General features: G+C 46.0%; 29 protein-coding genes and 2 pseudogenes. 9 read left to right on the top strand and 22 right to left on the bottom strand.

Going from position 1 to position 15,368, the window contains the following annotated elements:
* The first annotated feature begins 189 nt into the window (after positions 1–189).
* From JCM11216_RS13005 to JCM11216_RS12990, 4 genes are all read left to right on the top strand, one after another.
* Complete coding sequence (locus JCM11216_RS13005; RefSeq protein ID WP_054854466.1) at positions 190–426, top strand: hypothetical protein; 237 nt, start codon at positions 190–192, stop codon at positions 424–426.
* A gap of 121 nt (positions 427–547) precedes the next feature.
* Entirely contained in the window at positions 548–826 is a 279-nt protein-coding gene (locus JCM11216_RS13000) for a hypothetical protein (RefSeq protein ID WP_054854465.1), read from the top strand.
* Positions 826–1,230, top strand: coding sequence for a hypothetical protein (locus JCM11216_RS12995; protein ID WP_054854464.1), 405 nt, complete (start codon positions 826–828; stop codon positions 1,228–1,230). Before JCM11216_RS13000 ends, JCM11216_RS12995 begins: the two co-directional genes overlap by 1 nt.
* Position 1,231: 1 nt before the next feature.
* A complete protein-coding gene (locus tag JCM11216_RS12990; RefSeq protein WP_054854463.1) occupies positions 1,232–1,537 on the top strand; it encodes a hypothetical protein in 306 nt (101 codons plus the stop codon).
* A gap of 182 nt (positions 1,538–1,719) precedes the next feature.
* Here the strand turns inward: JCM11216_RS12990 and JCM11216_RS19965 are convergent, their stop codons facing one another.
* The gene (locus JCM11216_RS19965; protein ID WP_243676353.1) at positions 1,720–1,860 is read right to left on the bottom strand and encodes a hypothetical protein; all 141 of its coding nucleotides are present in this window, start codon (positions 1,858–1,860) and stop codon (positions 1,720–1,722) included.
* A 35-nt stretch (positions 1,861–1,895) separates the two neighbouring features.
* Here JCM11216_RS19965 and JCM11216_RS12985 point away from each other — a divergent pair.
* Positions 1,896–2,449 (top strand): annotated as a pseudogene (locus tag JCM11216_RS12985) (PaREP1 family protein).
* A gap of 32 nt (positions 2,450–2,481) precedes the next feature.
* Here JCM11216_RS12985 and JCM11216_RS19960 read toward each other — a convergent pair.
* The 7 genes from JCM11216_RS19960 to JCM11216_RS12960 all read right to left on the bottom strand — a co-directional run bounded on the left by JCM11216_RS19960 (position 2,482) and on the right by JCM11216_RS12960 (position 4,633).
* On the bottom strand, positions 2,482–2,646 hold the full coding sequence (locus JCM11216_RS19960) for a hypothetical protein (RefSeq protein WP_243676352.1): 165 nt from the start codon (positions 2,644–2,646) through the stop codon (positions 2,482–2,484).
* Complete coding sequence (locus JCM11216_RS12980) at positions 2,631–2,891, bottom strand: aspartyl protease family protein (RefSeq protein ID WP_054854462.1); 261 nt, start codon at positions 2,889–2,891, stop codon at positions 2,631–2,633. Before JCM11216_RS12980 ends, JCM11216_RS19960 begins: the two co-directional genes overlap by 16 nt.
* Positions 2,892–3,174: 283 nt before the next feature.
* A complete protein-coding gene (locus tag JCM11216_RS12975) occupies positions 3,175–3,429 on the bottom strand; it encodes a hypothetical protein (RefSeq protein ID WP_054854461.1) in 255 nt (84 codons plus the stop codon).
* Between the two features lie 49 nt (positions 3,430–3,478).
* The gene (locus tag JCM11216_RS12970) at positions 3,479–3,802 is read right to left on the bottom strand and encodes a hypothetical protein (RefSeq protein ID WP_054854460.1); all 324 of its coding nucleotides are present in this window, start codon (positions 3,800–3,802) and stop codon (positions 3,479–3,481) included.
* A complete protein-coding gene (locus JCM11216_RS19955; protein ID WP_243676351.1) occupies positions 3,795–3,989 on the bottom strand; it encodes a hypothetical protein in 195 nt (64 codons plus the stop codon). The genes JCM11216_RS12970 and JCM11216_RS19955 overlap by 8 nt, the downstream gene beginning before the upstream one ends.
* Entirely contained in the window at positions 3,979–4,386 is a 408-nt protein-coding gene (locus JCM11216_RS19950) for a Panacea domain-containing protein (RefSeq protein WP_243676350.1), read from the bottom strand. Before JCM11216_RS19950 ends, JCM11216_RS19955 begins: the two co-directional genes overlap by 11 nt.
* 64 nt (positions 4,387–4,450) lie before the next feature.
* Positions 4,451–4,633 (bottom strand): hypothetical protein, encoded by a 183-nt coding sequence (locus JCM11216_RS12960; protein ID WP_054854459.1) that lies wholly within the window; start codon positions 4,631–4,633, stop codon positions 4,451–4,453.
* Positions 4,634–4,769: 136 nt separating this feature from the next.
* Here JCM11216_RS12960 and JCM11216_RS12955 point away from each other — a divergent pair, with 136 nt between their 5' ends.
* Positions 4,770–5,081: a hypothetical protein gene (locus JCM11216_RS12955; RefSeq protein WP_243676349.1), complete on the top strand. Its 312-nt coding sequence runs from the start codon at positions 4,770–4,772 to the stop codon at positions 5,079–5,081.
* 3 nt (positions 5,082–5,084) lie between these two features.
* Positions 5,085–5,294 carry a hypothetical protein gene (locus tag JCM11216_RS19945; protein ID WP_243676348.1) on the top strand — a complete coding sequence of 70 codons (210 nt, stop codon included), beginning with the start codon at positions 5,085–5,087 and terminating at the stop codon, positions 5,292–5,294.
* Positions 5,295–5,310: 16 nt separating this feature from the next.
* Here the strand turns inward: JCM11216_RS19945 and JCM11216_RS12950 are convergent, their stop codons facing one another.
* From JCM11216_RS12950 to JCM11216_RS12935, 4 genes are all read right to left on the bottom strand, one after another.
* Positions 5,311–5,580 carry a hypothetical protein gene (locus tag JCM11216_RS12950; RefSeq protein WP_054854457.1) on the bottom strand — a complete coding sequence of 90 codons (270 nt, stop codon included), beginning with the start codon at positions 5,578–5,580 and terminating at the stop codon, positions 5,311–5,313.
* Between the two features lie 224 nt (positions 5,581–5,804).
* Positions 5,805–6,008 (bottom strand): hypothetical protein, encoded by a 204-nt coding sequence (locus JCM11216_RS12945; protein ID WP_054854456.1) that lies wholly within the window; start codon positions 6,006–6,008, stop codon positions 5,805–5,807.
* A gap of 122 nt (positions 6,009–6,130) precedes the next feature.
* Positions 6,131–6,691 (bottom strand): hypothetical protein, encoded by a 561-nt coding sequence (locus JCM11216_RS12940; protein WP_243676347.1) that lies wholly within the window; start codon positions 6,689–6,691, stop codon positions 6,131–6,133.
* 392 nt (positions 6,692–7,083) lie between these two features.
* On the bottom strand, positions 7,084–7,608 hold the full coding sequence (locus JCM11216_RS12935) for a PaREP1 family protein (protein WP_054854454.1): 525 nt from the start codon (positions 7,606–7,608) through the stop codon (positions 7,084–7,086).
* Between the two features lie 131 nt (positions 7,609–7,739).
* Here JCM11216_RS12935 and JCM11216_RS12930 point away from each other — a divergent pair.
* Positions 7,740–8,317, top strand: a pseudogene (locus tag JCM11216_RS12930) (PaREP1 family protein).
* Here JCM11216_RS12930 and JCM11216_RS19940 read toward each other — a convergent pair.
* The 7 genes from JCM11216_RS19940 to JCM11216_RS12905 all read right to left on the bottom strand — a co-directional run bounded on the left by JCM11216_RS19940 (position 8,283) and on the right by JCM11216_RS12905 (position 11,447).
* Positions 8,283–8,426 carry a hypothetical protein gene (locus JCM11216_RS19940; protein ID WP_243676346.1) on the bottom strand — a complete coding sequence of 48 codons (144 nt, stop codon included), beginning with the start codon at positions 8,424–8,426 and terminating at the stop codon, positions 8,283–8,285. The pseudogene JCM11216_RS12930 and the gene JCM11216_RS19940 overlap by 35 nt on opposite strands.
* Positions 8,427–8,440: 14 nt before the next feature.
* Positions 8,441–9,082 (bottom strand): DUF3782 domain-containing protein, encoded by a 642-nt coding sequence (locus JCM11216_RS12925; protein ID WP_054854467.1) that lies wholly within the window; start codon positions 9,080–9,082, stop codon positions 8,441–8,443.
* Between the two features lie 347 nt (positions 9,083–9,429).
* Positions 9,430–9,789: a hypothetical protein gene (locus JCM11216_RS12920; protein WP_243676345.1), complete on the bottom strand. Its 360-nt coding sequence runs from the start codon at positions 9,787–9,789 to the stop codon at positions 9,430–9,432.
* 441 nt (positions 9,790–10,230) lie between these two features.
* Positions 10,231–10,398: a carbamoyltransferase C-terminal domain-containing protein gene (locus tag JCM11216_RS19935; protein WP_243676344.1), complete on the bottom strand. Its 168-nt coding sequence runs from the start codon at positions 10,396–10,398 to the stop codon at positions 10,231–10,233.
* 113 nt (positions 10,399–10,511) lie between these two features.
* The gene (locus tag JCM11216_RS12915) at positions 10,512–10,760 is read right to left on the bottom strand and encodes a hypothetical protein (RefSeq protein ID WP_054854452.1); all 249 of its coding nucleotides are present in this window, start codon (positions 10,758–10,760) and stop codon (positions 10,512–10,514) included.
* Positions 10,757–11,023 carry a hypothetical protein gene (locus tag JCM11216_RS12910; RefSeq protein ID WP_243676343.1) on the bottom strand — a complete coding sequence of 89 codons (267 nt, stop codon included), beginning with the start codon at positions 11,021–11,023 and terminating at the stop codon, positions 10,757–10,759. The genes JCM11216_RS12915 and JCM11216_RS12910 overlap by 4 nt, the downstream gene beginning before the upstream one ends.
* On the bottom strand, positions 10,983–11,447 hold the full coding sequence (locus tag JCM11216_RS12905; RefSeq protein WP_054854450.1) for a hypothetical protein: 465 nt from the start codon (positions 11,445–11,447) through the stop codon (positions 10,983–10,985). Before JCM11216_RS12905 ends, JCM11216_RS12910 begins: the two co-directional genes overlap by 41 nt.
* Before the next feature lie 26 nt (positions 11,448–11,473).
* Between JCM11216_RS12905 and JCM11216_RS12900 the strand changes: the two genes are divergently transcribed.
* Positions 11,474–12,160, top strand: a complete 687-nt coding sequence (locus JCM11216_RS12900; protein ID WP_054854449.1) for a glycosyltransferase — start codon at positions 11,474–11,476, stop codon at positions 12,158–12,160.
* A gap of 414 nt (positions 12,161–12,574) precedes the next feature.
* Here JCM11216_RS12900 and JCM11216_RS12890 read toward each other — a convergent pair whose 3' ends face one another.
* The 3 genes from JCM11216_RS12890 to JCM11216_RS12880 form a co-directional block, all read right to left on the bottom strand.
* Positions 12,575–13,489 (bottom strand): glycosyltransferase, encoded by a 915-nt coding sequence (locus JCM11216_RS12890; RefSeq protein WP_054854447.1) that lies wholly within the window; start codon positions 13,487–13,489, stop codon positions 12,575–12,577.
* Between the two features lie 281 nt (positions 13,490–13,770).
* Positions 13,771–14,430 carry a hypothetical protein gene (locus JCM11216_RS12885; RefSeq protein ID WP_243676342.1) on the bottom strand — a complete coding sequence of 220 codons (660 nt, stop codon included), beginning with the start codon at positions 14,428–14,430 and terminating at the stop codon, positions 13,771–13,773.
* A 51-nt stretch (positions 14,431–14,481) separates the two neighbouring features.
* A complete protein-coding gene (locus tag JCM11216_RS12880) occupies positions 14,482–15,321 on the bottom strand; it encodes an NAD-dependent epimerase/dehydratase family protein (RefSeq protein WP_054854445.1) in 840 nt (279 codons plus the stop codon).
* Positions 15,322–15,368 lie beyond the last annotated feature (47 nt).

The raw sequence follows: 15,368 nt of genomic DNA, 5'->3' as shown, positions 1-15,368 counted from the left end.
AACTCTACGAACAAATACCTGGAGATAAGCCTGAGTTCGAGGAAATCTGGAAAGTAACGGGTGGGAACCCGAGAATGCTCGAGAGACTCTATGAAAATAACTGGAATAGCGAGGCCGTGGTGAGGGAATTAATGGGTAGAAAGGGCATAGAGAATTCATAACGTCACTGGGCCTAATGACAGGGAGCTATTGGCCAGGGCGTTGGAGGACCCGGACGCACTCATGAGTAGGGAGGGAATACCACTAATGAATAGGTTAATCGAGCTAAACCTAGCCCTGGAAATACCGGAGTGGCGTGACGACAACCTATGGATCGACGCCCCACCACCCGAGAGGGATTCTGAGCTGGGCATTGGCCGTTACGTGGCCTGGCAGTCACCGCTTCATAGGGAGGCCGTTAGAAGAACGCTGGGGGGGATGGCTTAGGCAGCGTTCATAGGCCTAGGATTTTCAACGGTGTATCCCTGGGTAGGTCGTGGGCGCCAGTGCCGAGGTCATGAGTGATTGGGTAAAGGTATTTATTTCTTGACTGGCTTCATTGCTTGGTATGTCTATTAGTCTCGGTAACCCCCCCGGTGGCGTGGCCCAGGGATTGGGTAATTACCCCACTTCACCACCAATCCAGGTGAGTATTGATAGGGAGTTCGGTAATTTGTTGATAATCCTCAGTGATAAGTCGCCAGTTAAGTCTGAGGAGGGCCTGGCCTTGGTGACCGTCGGCGTTGATGAGGAGGGTAGGTTGGTCTACATAAGTATCGAGCCCGAGGATAAGGACCTAGCACACTTCATAAGTAGAGTTAGGATGGGGGGGTGTAGGTGGCATTAATGTATAATTACCTCGACCTAGACTTCGAAATAGTCTCGATAAAGCCCATGGTCATTAGGGCTTTGGTTGATGATGAGGAGTTAACGATTACGGCAACGCCAGTGGTGCTTAAGGTCCTTAAGTACGAGAATAACTACTCAATATGGGTAAACGTACTGGTCTCGACAAAGACCAATAAGCCAAGACCAGGTCCCCCCCAATGTAACCCAGCCATCGTGATGAGTCGACCAGCCAAGGCCGAGAGGATGGAGGTGGTTAATGACGGCGTTTTAAAGCTTAGATTGGGTGATGGGAGTGAGAAGGAGGTCATAATTAAGCCAACGAACATATCCTTCTACCCAGACTATAGGGATCAATTTGGTTCACCATGTATAGTGCTCAATTGGTCAGTATTCTGGCGATAAAATGATGTGTGAATTAACGGTTCATGCCGAGCAGAGACTACGGTTAAGAATCTATGAGCTTAGGTCCAGTGGGGTTTGCATTGACGATTTTGAGCGGGAGATTATAAAGGCAATAGAACATGCATGCAATGGAGAGTATGTAAAAACCCGGGATAATCAAAGTATCCTATGCATGCCCATTAATAAGTGCAGCAATGTCACGGTCATAATAATCTACACATCCATTAAATATAATGGCGAGAGGATTAGGATCATCACTGTAATACCCACCACAAAGGATAAAACCATAAAACGATACTGTAATTAAACATGCAACGATGATACAACCCAGGATTAACTACTCCATGCTGATGACATACTAATAATCAACAACCGCAAAACAGCACTTGATTAATTTAAACTCGTATAAGTTAAAGAGAAAAACATGAGACAATACGAGAGGAAGGGGGGGCGTATCTCAATCAAAATCTCGTTAATAAAATGCCCTAATCACCCATCCTCAACCATAAGTGCCTCCCAACCATGATACAACCACGCAACCCTAACCATTACTCCATCAAAAGCCCTAAAGCCTGACAACGCCGTACAGATACACCGAGTCCTCAACCTCTCGAACGAATCCTCCTTCAATAAGTATTTAAGGGAGAGATGAGACGAATGAGTTTGTGGATGTGGAATCCCTTGAAAGGCCTTTGCCTAAGCCCGCCAGCGAGGACTACATAGCGGCTAGACTGCTTGAGGCCTTGGTCGAGGCTAGCTCGCCATCGAGTTCCTTGGTAGGGGGGGTTTGGTTAGGAATGCGGCTGGTAAGGCGTTTCAGGCCTGGAGGGCTTTGTTGGCGGCTTTGCTTAGGCTTGAGATCGATAAATTACTCCAGGTGGCTAAGACCGAGGAGGAGAGGAAGTGGCTCGTGAATAGGGCTGTTCCGAGGGTTCCAACAACGAGGATGGTGAGGCTATCGCAAATGCTTGAGGAGGTTGGTCACTACGGATTATCCGCATGGACAGACAGGGCCTTAAACTTACATGACTATCAGTACAACGGGCCGGACCCGGATCTGGCTTTGTCAAAGTTCAGGGATAGGGAGGAGGCCGCGGTGGCCGTGGTGGGCCTCATAAAGGAGTTGGCGAATAGAATCGAAAATCTAAAGCCAAGGATAAAGTGGAGTGACGAACTCGAGAACTCACTGAACGAGTTGAGGAGGGGGGGTATTAAGTAGGTTGGGCGCCGTTGGTGGCTGTATACTTTGGGTTAATGGGTTGTGAATAGGAATGTTTCGGTTTTCCTGAGCTTGCCCGTCGTTACGTCAGGTATTAGACCTGCGGCCTCGATTGTCGTTAAGCCAATTATCACTGAATCACTCACGCCAGCACTCCTAAGTGTCTCCTTAACGTCCTCACTCAATTCGAGGACCAAAACCCTCTCGTAATCAAGTACCTCACCCTCAATGAAAAGCTCCTTAATAATCGCCACCTCACCCTCAATCCTATGCCCAGACGCCGTGACCAAGGACCTCTTTCTACCGTGTACGTAACCCCAACCTCCTCAGCCAACGCCCTATCCACCACCGTAACAGCCGCGCCAGTATCAACTAGTGCCATTACACTCCTAGACCCCCCCTTAACGCCAATTAACGTGACGCCAGCCTTAACCAAGCCCACCAGAAATACCAATCACAACACTTAATAAACCTATAACGAGATGATACATACGCAAAGTCCTGCCAGAACCATGAGAAAGAACGAAGACGCAATAAGGGAACTGCAAGCACAGAAAACACACGAGCAAGTAGGAAACCCTCATTGGAAGGATTATAAAATACCCATTGAAACCAACACTAGTGAGATTCACCAACTTCAAAACCCTACGAACATATTGCCAGAAACACGGATCATAATATGGAGACTACGTGTTGAGGGCCTAACAATACCGGGACTGTTGTTATTAATGCATCATTTTATTAATTACGACATCTAGCTCATTGTAAATATTACGCTGCGCCTTCCCTGGCGTTAAGCTCAATAGCCCAACCCACGGTGGCAAGTCCAGCGGATTCACAGCCTCGCCCTTAGTCTCCACCATGTGGATTACGCCCAGGTAAACCCTAAACCTTCTTAGCACCCTTAATATTCTCAAGCCACCATTATCGATAAACTCATCAACCTGGCTAGTTAGTCTCACCACGGGCTCGTGATGCACCTTATCCTCAATAATGAGAAGGCCACCCCCCCTAATTAACAGGGCAATGTCAGGCCTTAGGATGGATAGGGGGGGAATGCCTATGTTGAGGACTTCTATGGGGGGGTTCCAGGACGTAGTCGTAACACCTTTGCCTTGCGTAGCAAGTCACCAAAGCTGTGCCAAGGAGCCCAAGGTGTCCCTTGTACTCCTTCTCACCAAATCTAGCCCTGAGCCAATCAAGGCCACCCCGCCATGCGCTACACGTGGCGCTGATTAAATCCTCATACTCCCTGAGGGACAAACCAGAGTGCTTCTTGACGTGCCTCCTAAGCCTTAAAGCCCCCCCACCACCAGTAATGAGGTGTTCATAGGAATCCAGTGATCTACCCATGGGCCAGGTCCTTGGTCACGAGCTTGAAACCCTCCTCCCTAAGGTAATCATCAACCCTAAAGCCCATGTAATCCTCCAGCTTACCCTCAACCAGCAACCCAAGCCTTTCCTTGACCATTCTCTCCAACTCCCAGCCCTTGAGGCTGCCGTACTTATTAACGACCTCATCAACCCTCTTAGCAACCACCTCCGGAAGTGACCCGGCCCTCCACCCCCCCTGAGACCCTTATCACAACCCTAGTGAACACATTATCAATAAACTCCGTACTTATGAAGCCACTATCCTCAAGCTCATCAATTATGTTGTAGACCTCGTTACTCATGGGCCCGAAGGACCATAGGTAGAACTCGGCCCTCGTGATGGGTTTGCCACCGTAGAGGTACTTAATCGCCCTCTTACCGAGGAACCTACTGTTCACGACATCATACTGCACCAGGAATAATAACTTCATGAGCTTCTTAAGCCCATCAACCGAGCCACCCAGCCCACTAAGTACCCAGTAAACCACATCCTCAAGCCCATAATCAGTAATCTGAGGCATTACACTAGTATTACTTGGATCATTAACCTCCCTAATAGTCATATAAGATAAAATAACCACTACCCTTTTAAACCCCCCCACTCTGGAACAGGGCAAAACTTTCACACTACTCGATAAGGCAACCAGCACCAACAAGACTTATCCTATAGTACGAAGCCATCGCCCCACTGACGCCGTAACTCCTCCCAAAACACACGTAATCAGCCTTATTATTGCACTTAAATGATAATACGACCCCCTCAAGAAATCCACGGCTTCTAATCCTTACAAAACGCTTATCTTCCAGCAATATCGGCAGTAATCCGAAAGTAGTAAATGAAATTAATTGAACATAGACAATAGGGCAGACTGCATGAAAGTTCTACTGCACCACGTGTTTTAACCATACACACTAGGTTTATCAAGCCCCAATGGTCCCTTACCTCATGCCCACTAGAGAAGAGGCTGAGCGACAATTCGTTATGGAGAATAAAATGATGGTTAGAACCGACATCGGCTTCGCAATTGGCGCAATTGCAGGCGTTAAAGTGGTTGCGATAACATTAAAGGACGCACTGGAAAAGAAAAGATGGAACATTGTAGAAAAGGTTGTTAGGGCAGTTGAATCTTGGCAGAACGATAATGAGCAGGAAAGACTTGCCTATGAATTATTAATGAAGAATAGAAGGTATAAGAAGCTTTACGAGGAGGCGAAGAGGTATATTGGCCTAGGTTCAAGCACAGCAGTTGGTGTCTAAGTTATGTCGGGTCAATGCCGATGTGCAATACCCATTATTGAACGTGTTCAGAGGTTCGTGAGAATAGTAAACATTTACGAGGCCGTTGAGGAGGTTAGTATAACCTTTAGATTACCGCTTAGCCATACCGCAGACATGGCGTGTTTCGAGAGACACGTTGATGCCGGCAATGATAAAGTCGGTACGTACCTAACCCAGCCAAATAGCGAGTAGGCACTCATTGAGCAGGTTAGGGGGGGTATAGTCTCCTATAATCCGCGTAGTTGAAGAGTGTGATTTTGCAATTACGGGCCTTTATATAATTCCTAATGCAGTTATTCCTGTCTCTATCGCTTGTTAGTAAATCAACGTTTCGATAATTACCAGTCAATAGGCATGCTGACTTAGTTATTAATAGGTCAAGCGTGATATTGCACCTCATGAGCCCCCCCTGATTCCCAGTTAATACCTTCCACACATTCCCAAAGGCATCACTAACCCTAGGCTCACCGAGTCTCACCCTAACTGGGCTAACCTGGTGCTGAGTGCTTAGTTAGTTCGTGAGGTAGTTCACGAAGTCATTAATGACCACATCAACGGCATCCCTAGTAATAACGACGCCCCCTATTCACTATATGAGTACCACCACATATTGGGCAATGCCGAGGAATTTCACGGCCACATCCTCGGCCTCCAGCCCTAACCCTGAAGTCACCTCTAAACAATGCATGGCAATCCATACACTCAAACAAACTCCCAACCACTTATCATCAATAATTCAAGCTCCACGGCCTCAGGGATGAAGACCTCAGCCATGGGCACCAGGGTTGGTAAGGCCGGTGATACGACACGAACCCCAATGTAATCAATCAAGTTTCTGAGCAAATCATACTCATGCCTGTTGAAGTAAATTATCGTGTTCGCATCAAGGACTATGGCCGTGGACATGATGAATCATAACTCTAGGGTGTAAAGCCTATCCTCCGGTATGCTCTTCCCAACCTCCCTAGCCCTCTTCACAATCTCAAGGTACTTGACTAAGTCGTGACCAGACCCAATGAGCGATGGAGTCATTGCAAAGACATCATATAGGTATTTCTTAAGCTCCCTGGCGCTCCAGGAGCCGTACTTCTTAACCACATCATCAATCCTCTCAATGAGCCCCCCCTCCCACTCACCGTACTGCCCCCCCCTACGCAGGTCCTTAAGGATTTCCTCACCACCCCCCCCTCCAATTCCTCCCCCCCCTTTCTTATGAGTACACGCACGTCAATATCAAGCACAGACTTTGTGGCGATGCGCCCCCCCTCCCTCCTCAACTCATTCAGCGACTCCATAACCACCTGGCTATACACCGGGTACTTATAGATCCTATACCCGAAGCAATAGGCTAGTTCGTGAATATCAATATCCCCCCCTGTGCTGGGGGGGTTAATGAAGAGGGCAGCGGCTAAAAGCTTCATCACCCTAGTCGGCGTCAACTGGGCATCCCACCTCTCAAAGTACCTAGCGATGAGATACTCCACAACTAACTTCGGAAGATCACCACACTCTACCCTAGCACCCATAACATCATTCCTAAAGAGCTCCTTGACATAATTAATCAATCGCTTATTACGCATACGTGACACCACTTATTTCACCCAACGCATTTAAACACCATACATCTAAGCCTTCCTCCTTAACCAGAGAAGCCAAAATACATCACCAACAACCCACACCCAACCTCACGCAATACCTACTAAAACGCACCTCAGCGATACCACCCACGTCCTCCCACGACGATAATCGAGAAGCCAAGGATTAACGAGACCATCAAAACACACGACACAACAACAAACCAACTCACGAGCTAATTAAGACCCTTAACCTTACGGCACCCGTAACCAAGGCGTAGCACTAAAACCGGCGTATTAATGATGTTCGTGATCATGGCTGGGTGTGGGGTTTTGTCGTGAATATGACTGTGGCGTCTTCCTTGGATGGTTTATGTGCCTGCTTGTTTCCTGGCCCGCCCCCCCTTTCACGCCTTGCCCCCCCTTGCCTCTCGGCAGCATTCCTGAGCCAGCCTTACCAGGGCCTCCACGTACTTCAAGTCCCTCCCCCCCACCTGGTTCTGGCCTAACCTCGCTTCGTGAAATCCCTCAACATGCAAGAACCAAGCCCTACCCCCCCACCAAAGCCTAACCTCCTCCCTACCAAGCCTATCACTTATGGAATCAACAGCCCTAAACAACAACGCAGCAGTCCACCTACCCTGCTCAGAGGCAGTCCTCGCCTCATCAAGGCCCAAGGCAATGGCCATCGCCTTAACAGCCTCCTCAGCGGCCTTATAAAGCTTCTCGCTGGCCTGCACGGGGTCCTTGCTGACCAATTCAACACCCTCCCTCAGAAACCTCTCGGCAAGCTCAAGGTGAACCTCAAGCTCGGTGCCCGGGTCTAGGTTTAGCCTGGCAATCACACTGTCTATGATGAAGCCCTCAACATCAACACCCAACCTACTAACCTCCCTAACAAGCACCTCAGGCAACTCAACAACAAAACCCACATAAGCAAAGAACCACAACCCCCCCTTAATAAGACTTACAGAAACCCAACACATCAAAACCATGAGTCATCATACCACGAAGTACTTACCTAACGCCAAGTATTTAAACAGGTCAAGCAAAACAACACTGAATGAACACAGAAACCCTAGAGAAACCACTGCCCAAACCAACCACTGAGGATTACGTTAATGCAAGACTATCGGAGTCGTTAATTGAGGCCAAGCTGGCCCTTGAATTTCTAAGCAGGGGGGGCTTGGTCAGGAACTCGGCCGGTAAGGCTTCCAGGCCTGGAGGGCGTTTTTAGCTGCATTACTGAGGCTCGAGATTGATAAACTAATTCAAGCGGCTAGGACCGAGGAGGAGAAGAAGTGGCTTGTGAATAGGGCTGTTCCGAGGGTACCAACAACGAGGATGAAGGCATTGTCGCAAATGCTTGAGGAGATTGGGTATGCAGGAATTTACTTCGCCACAAGCACAGCCCTAGAACTACACGACTACCAATACAACGGCCCAGACCCAGACATGGCATTGTCCAAGTTCAGGGATAGGCAGGAAGCAGCAACAGCCGTAGTAAAACTGACAGGGGAGTTAATAAGAAGGGTTGAGGAACTCAAACCAAGAACAAAATGGAGTGATGAACTTGAAAAGGCACTCAAGGAACTTAAGGATGAATTCAGCAAGGCACAGCCCCCCCAAGGCAGTCAATAGATCCACCATGCAACCCTAAACCAATACCCAACCCAGAATCCCCCCCATCCAAGCGGTTAATCAATCCAGGGCCCAGCACCCCCCCTATTGATGCGTCGTCAATTACCAACTTCCCCCCCGTCGCTACTCAATCACTGCCCCCCCATATACGGCGTCAATGCCCAATCGCCCAGCCCTCTCTAGGGCCTCCTTGTCTATGTTCACAGCCACCATTAAGACCTTCTCGACCCTCCTGTTGAGGATCCTCTCAATAATCCTCGCCTTATCAAACAACCACTCAACATCCTCAAGCCCCCCCGCATGCGACCTAACCTCGATTAGGTAAGTCTTATCATTGTGTATGTATACATCTATCTCGAGCCTAGCCCCCCCAGGCCTATAGTACCTACCATCAACATCAGTATACACAAACCTCTCAACCCTACCCGGCTCAATACCCCCCCTCTCCTCCAAGGCATGCCTATAGAGTTCTAAGACCGTCCTCTCCAGGTCACGACCCCCCCACCTCCCACCCAGCGAACCCATGGCAACCTTAAGCTCGCCAACAGACCTAACGAGCTCCTCGAGAACCCTCTCATGACCCTCAAGCCTCCTACTCACCTCATCAAACCTCCTATTGAATTCCTGGAAGCCATACTTAACGTAATCCGCCAGAGCCTTAACGGCATCGGCCATCGCCCTCATGTCCTCACTGCGGGACTCCTCAATAGCCCTCTTCACGGCCCGCTCCACAACCTCCTCAAGCCGCCTCAAATCAACAGACACCAGTAAGAAAGCACCTCCAAACCTATAAAACCTAACGCAAGCACTAAGCCAACCACCCCATACCCCCCCCACCCCAAACCACCATAAACCACCCACCAACACACCCATGAAACACACAAATAAATCAAGGAAAGGCAAGCCAACACCGATACACCGGCTCATCAAGGAGAATCACTAAGCCCAGAAACACCTCACAATTTACGAATATGGCAAGACCAAGATACGCAAGCCTAAGGAACACACGACCTACACGTGCGAGCTCCATGAGGGTATGTTATTGATGAGTGTGTTGGGGGGGGTTGCGTGGAAAGATCAGTAAAATGCCAAACGAGACCGGGAAGACCCGCCTATAGAAGGTACAATTCAACCTTCTCCAACTTTCCCGTCTTCGGATCCACCCTAAACCCAAGCTTCTCCAATGCGGTTACGCCCAGTACTGCGTCTACACCCATGGGTAGCTTAAGGCCCTGCCAAACCTCAACCTCACCAACACCATACCTAACCTTAACGACCCCCCCACCATCAGACAACCTCCTAACCCTCCCATACCTAAACTCCATGCCTAAACCCTGAACCCTACCAGGGATTGCGATGACATCCCCCCCGTAGAAGCCAGTGTCGACTAAAGCCCTCAACCTAACCCCCCCACCACCAGATCCACGAACAAACACATCAACAACCACAGAACCCATAACCAAACCAAGCAACCCTCAACCAAACCTTTTAAACCCTTCAAACCCCCCCACGCCACTCAAAGACACCGCACTTAACTAAGTAGGAGTCAATTAACCATTACCCACGAACCCCCCCCATTACCACCACAAGCACCATCATCACCAAGAATCCCCCCCCAAACTAACCCCCCCCAACACCACGTACCCCAGAAACCCTCACCGACACACACTACCCACCAAACAAGGCGAGGAGTGACGCAAAAACCATCGCAGCTAATAAACGGCAAGCCCGTAATAATCAGGTTGGCAAGACCATGGCTAAGGTCGTGAACACGGTTGACGCAACCAGGCAGGGCATTGAGAAAATAAGCGCCAAGGCAATAAGGGACCCAGAACCACTCAACCACCCAACAACACAACCAAGAACATAAAACCAAAACACCTGAAATAAGGGGTTAACACAAAGTCATTAACCTACCTCTTTTTGATTAGCCATCCTTGTATGTATATTGCGTCTAGTCCTCCTAGGGCGAAGGATTTCAGTGCGTCGCTTGGTGTTTCGACTAGTGGTTCTCCTGCTAGGTTGAATGATGTGTTCAGTATTATTCCCTCGCCAGTCAGGTCCTTGAATGCCTTGATCAACTCGTACCAAGTTGAGTTCTCTCGTCCTTGACATTAATGTGTTGGTTAATTGGGATGATGGTTTTTCACTATGTATTTTTCTGGTCTTGGATTGTTTACGTAAATGAGGTAAATCATTTAGTACCGTGTACGTAGCCCTGCCTCTCCATTGGTACTTTAGCACTTCTTATTGGTTTTGTTTTTGTTTTGAGTCCTGCTCTCTCCAGTGCCTTTATTATTGGTTTTGGTCCATTGTGGTATTCGATTATTATTTCCTCGAATGCGTTGAGCACCTTTGGTTCGGCCTTGGCTATTGTGTTGTATTCGCAGCCCTCACAATCAACCTTCAAAACCGAGCCTTCGAGGTTGAACTCCCTAATCAACGAATCAAGGCTGTAGGCCCTAACCCTAACCGGTTCCTACAATTTGGCTGTGGCCTGAATTCAAAGTAATCACTAACATCACTTGGGCATGCATCAACATAACCATCTTGCTCGGCTAGGGCTGCGTTTAGGAGCCTAACCCTGTCCTCAACCCCCCCATTAATCCTTAAATTAACCATCGCCCTCTCGTAGAGTGTTGGTTGTGGTTCTAGGGATATGACTTCACGGGCTCCCCCTAAGCGTGAATAGTATGGCTGTGTCACCAACGCCACCACCAACATCAACCACAACCCTATCCCTAACGTTTAAGTCATCATAGGCTCCACCAAGAAAATTCTCAAAAACAACATCAAAAAGGAAACCCGTAGAATCACGAAAATAAATCAGCTTACCAAGGTAATTAAAGGCGAATGAGTCTGGAGGGATTAATGAGATGAGCACACCGTTAATTAAAGCCTCAATAACATCGCGGCACACGAACCCATTAATAAAGCCATCATAGTAAGCATTAACTATGAATGAGTATGTGCTTGGGCTCAGCCCATAACTGGCGTTACTGCATTTAACGGTTATGAGGCCCTTGGCCAACCCATGCATAATGAGGAAGTACCTAAGTCCCGCAACGAGCCAATTCCTAAATAAACGCCTACTGGCCATGGCAACCCTCAAATCCCTAATCAAACCCATTAACCCATTAAGGCGTTAATGCTTAAATGAATTACCATGAAATAGACAACGTGGTCAAGACCTCAGTCATATGGCTTAATTACAATAGTATGGGCTTCATCGACATTGCTCTTAGGAGTCTTGATTCTTTTCTTAACCTTGATTTTGATGATTACGAGCTTATAGTCGTGGATAATGCGTCTACTGACGGTAGTTTTGAGCGTGTTAGGAGGTTCGTTGAGGAGCGTAGGCCGAGCAACGTTAGGGTTAAGGTAATTCGTAATGATAGGAATTTGGGCTACGCCGGTGGTATGAATGTTGGTTGGGAAGCCAGGGACCCGGACTCGAGGTACGTGGCGTTCGTAAACAACGACCTAATAGCCACACCACAATCACTAACCAAACTAATCGAACACATGGAAGGAGACGAAAAAATAGCAGCAACAAGCGGACTAATACACTACGGAGACGGAAAAACAATATACTCAGCAGGAGGATGGGTAAACGAACTATGGATTGCTGACGGTATATGTCACGGGGCTTTAGATCAGTCATGTACTGATGTTGTAAAGGAGTATTACGTCACTTATGCTGATGGTGCTTATATGGTCACTAGAGTAAGCAGTGTAAGACAAGTAATGCCGCATGGAAGGCCCTTTATAGATAGTGCATTTTTGTTCTTTGATGATTACGTCCTAGGATTAGCCTTATGGAATAGGGGGATTCAGGGTTAAATACGTCCCTATCCCATGCGGTATTCATTACCATGGAAAAACCATAAGTGCGTCTTCGGAATATTATGGTTATAGAGCTCACATAGCATTGAGCAATCTTGTTGAAACGAGGTATAAATATTCCTGGATTTACAATATATTAATGGTTGAGCGAAGGATATACAAGCTTCTTGGTCATAATAAATATCGCGCACTTATTGAGGGATTGAAATTAGGCGAGAAGGCTATTTCACTTTTCGGTAAGTCTCTAAACTTATACTGTGCACCTTATGTTAAGGTGAATTTTATCGAGGCCTTTACGTATTTGGTACCTATAAAGTTTAAAAAAGAAAGGATTATAATGCCGCGTGATATTACTTTTGAAGAATTTTCATGCATATAAATGCAGTACTTATTTAATTTAAATAACTTTTCCTAAATTTTTAATAAATAATCATAAACATTAACGACCTCTTTTGCAAGGATACTCCACTCATAGTCCCTAATATATTGTCTTCCATCTACATGAGAATCCCTAAATGCTCGACCTTCTAGAATAGCCTCTGCTAGTGCCTTGGGATTATTCGGTTTTGCCAGAATTTTTAATGGATATCTAGCTAGCATATCCCTGACAGGCATTAAATCATAACCTACAATAAACCTACCGGTCACTATATAGTCCAATAATTTATTAGAATAGATAAAATCAAATTGCGTATTTCCTCTATGTGGCAGCACAAGAACATCGGAGGCGTATAGAATTTCGTAATACCATGGTTTACGCACATTTTCTAATACAGTAACGTAGGATAAATCTATGTTATATCTCCTTAATTGACTTATCACAATATTTTTGTTAGGAACCATCAATAAAAGATGCGACTTATCATAAACTTGATGCACGTACCTAAATGCATACAGTAAATCTAGAAATCCGTGAAAATACGAAGGCGTACCGGCATATGCTATGACGTACTTATCTATAAGGTTCAATTTCTCACGAATCTTCAACCTCCTTGTCTCATCAAAAATTGGAACCAAGGATAAGTCAATTCCATCAGGTATCACGAAGACCTTATGCTCAGGAATCCCAAACCTCTTGATTATGTATTCCTTAATGTAAGGAGACTGAGCAATTATATGGATCTGATCACCATAACTATCCAAATTCATTAAGATAACCTTCTCAATTATCTTGAGAAGCTCAACAACAAGTTTATCCCTTAAGGAAAAGCCCATAGCCACAGGGGTTAACTCGAAAAGACCGTGAAGATCTAATAATACAGGTACGTCATTCTTAGGAATCAGGGGGCAAGCCCGCAAGTGTATGCACATGAATAATATCAACATTTTTCAACATACCTCTAATACCCTTTATAAACACTCTTGCAAATAAGGAGGATGAGGATGATTTCAACGCCGCATACACGTAACTCATTGGTATGAGGAACAAGGTCTAACGTATGAAATTTTAAGAAATGTTAAATTAGAAATAGAAAGTTCGCTACTCAACGCCTTAGATGCCAGATATATATGATCAACATACCCACTACCATGCTTTACCATATTTATAACCCTCGCCGAAGTCCCTTCACGCAACCTTAAATCAACAGGAGCAATTATGAGCACTTTCATAGTACTTTCCGTCTTTTCAAGTTCACAATAATATTAAAAGCTGTTTCATAAATACTTAAATCAGAATTATTAATACTTATTGCAGGGAACAACTTATTCCATGCATTAAATACAAGCAATTGCACATAAAGGTAAGTAACTGCCTCATCCTTAGACCCCCCCCTTTTCCTCCAACGGTTTTTGAGAGTTTTTAAATCACTGAATAAAATAATGGTTATAGCATTCTTCAAATCCCTATTGAAAAGAATATACAATATACGTATTAGTATTCGAATTAAGGACATTTTTATCCCCAGAATTAAAGATGCATGGTAATAATCAACAATACTACCAGGAAAATGCTCCTCAACTAAGACTAAGCACCCTTTACAAAATACGCATTTTAACGCCTTTAGTAACGGTAAAACAAATACATTAAGAATTAAATCAAGCTCAACAGCGATCTTATGAATAATCTTAATGCCTCTATTCGTAAGAAAATACCTAAAGAGATTCAGAAATAAAGGCGTAAATATAAATACAGTTTTTAAATACACATCTCTAACACATAAATTATTTTTACTAATAAATCTCTTTAACACACCTATTTGAGTCGATTTACCACTACCTACCAAGCCCACAAATATTAATGTATTACTCAAATCGCGAACCTCCATAATCACTCCTCATTAGTAACCATAATGGAAGACGACATTAAACATTTCATATCATGAATACGCTATGTTCATATCGTTCAGCGTGTTTCTTAAGCCCTCATTTAACGATGTAAAAGTTATTTTAAAAATCGATACTAACCTGCTTACATCTGCGTAACTATGCCTTATGTCCCCCCCAGGCCTTTCCTCCTCATGAATAATCCTCACATCATTTTTACTAAGAATGTTAATTACTATCTTCGCCAACTCATTTATTGATTTTGGTCTTCCCGTCCCAATATTGTAAACTTCATTACTGAATAAGTCACCCTCAATGATCCTCAATATAACCTCCGCCACATCCCTCACGTATATGAAGTCCCTAGTCTGCTCACCATCACCATAAATAACCAATGGCTCACCCCTCAAGGTCCTCTCAATGAAACTCGAAATAACACCTGCGTAGGCCGGGTTCTGGCCAGGCCCATAAACATTGAATAGTCTCAGGATCACGTACCTAAACCCGTAAACACGGCTGAAGTTCTCGATCACCAACTCACCGAGGTACTTACTTAAGCCGTATGGCGATAGTGGGTTTATTGGGTGGTCCTCAGGAATGGGCAACTTAACTGGGTTTCCGTAGACGGCGGCTGAACTTAAATAAATAATCCTAGAGCCAGCCCTGCCGCACTCATGTGCAACCCTAGCCGTGCCCACGACATTATTCTCAACATAATCAACGGGCCTACTCACAGACTCAGGCACACTAACGTAGGCAGCAGCATGAACAACAACATCAAACCCACCGCAATCGCTGAAGTTCCTAACATCAGCCCTAACAATGGGTATACCACGCCCCCCCCTAAGCCTATTGATGGCGAACCCCCCCGTAGACCTCTCGAGGCTATCCAAACAGCGACGTCAAAACCCCCCCTCTCAGCAAGGTAGATAGCCAGGTT

The organism is Vulcanisaeta distributa JCM 11216, assembly GCF_001315985.1.
Classification (GTDB): domain Archaea; phylum Thermoproteota; class Thermoprotei; order Thermoproteales; family Thermocladiaceae; genus Vulcanisaeta; species Vulcanisaeta distributa_E.
Note: the sequence above shows the minus strand (reverse complement) of the source record. Positions and strands in the feature narration are given on the sequence as shown.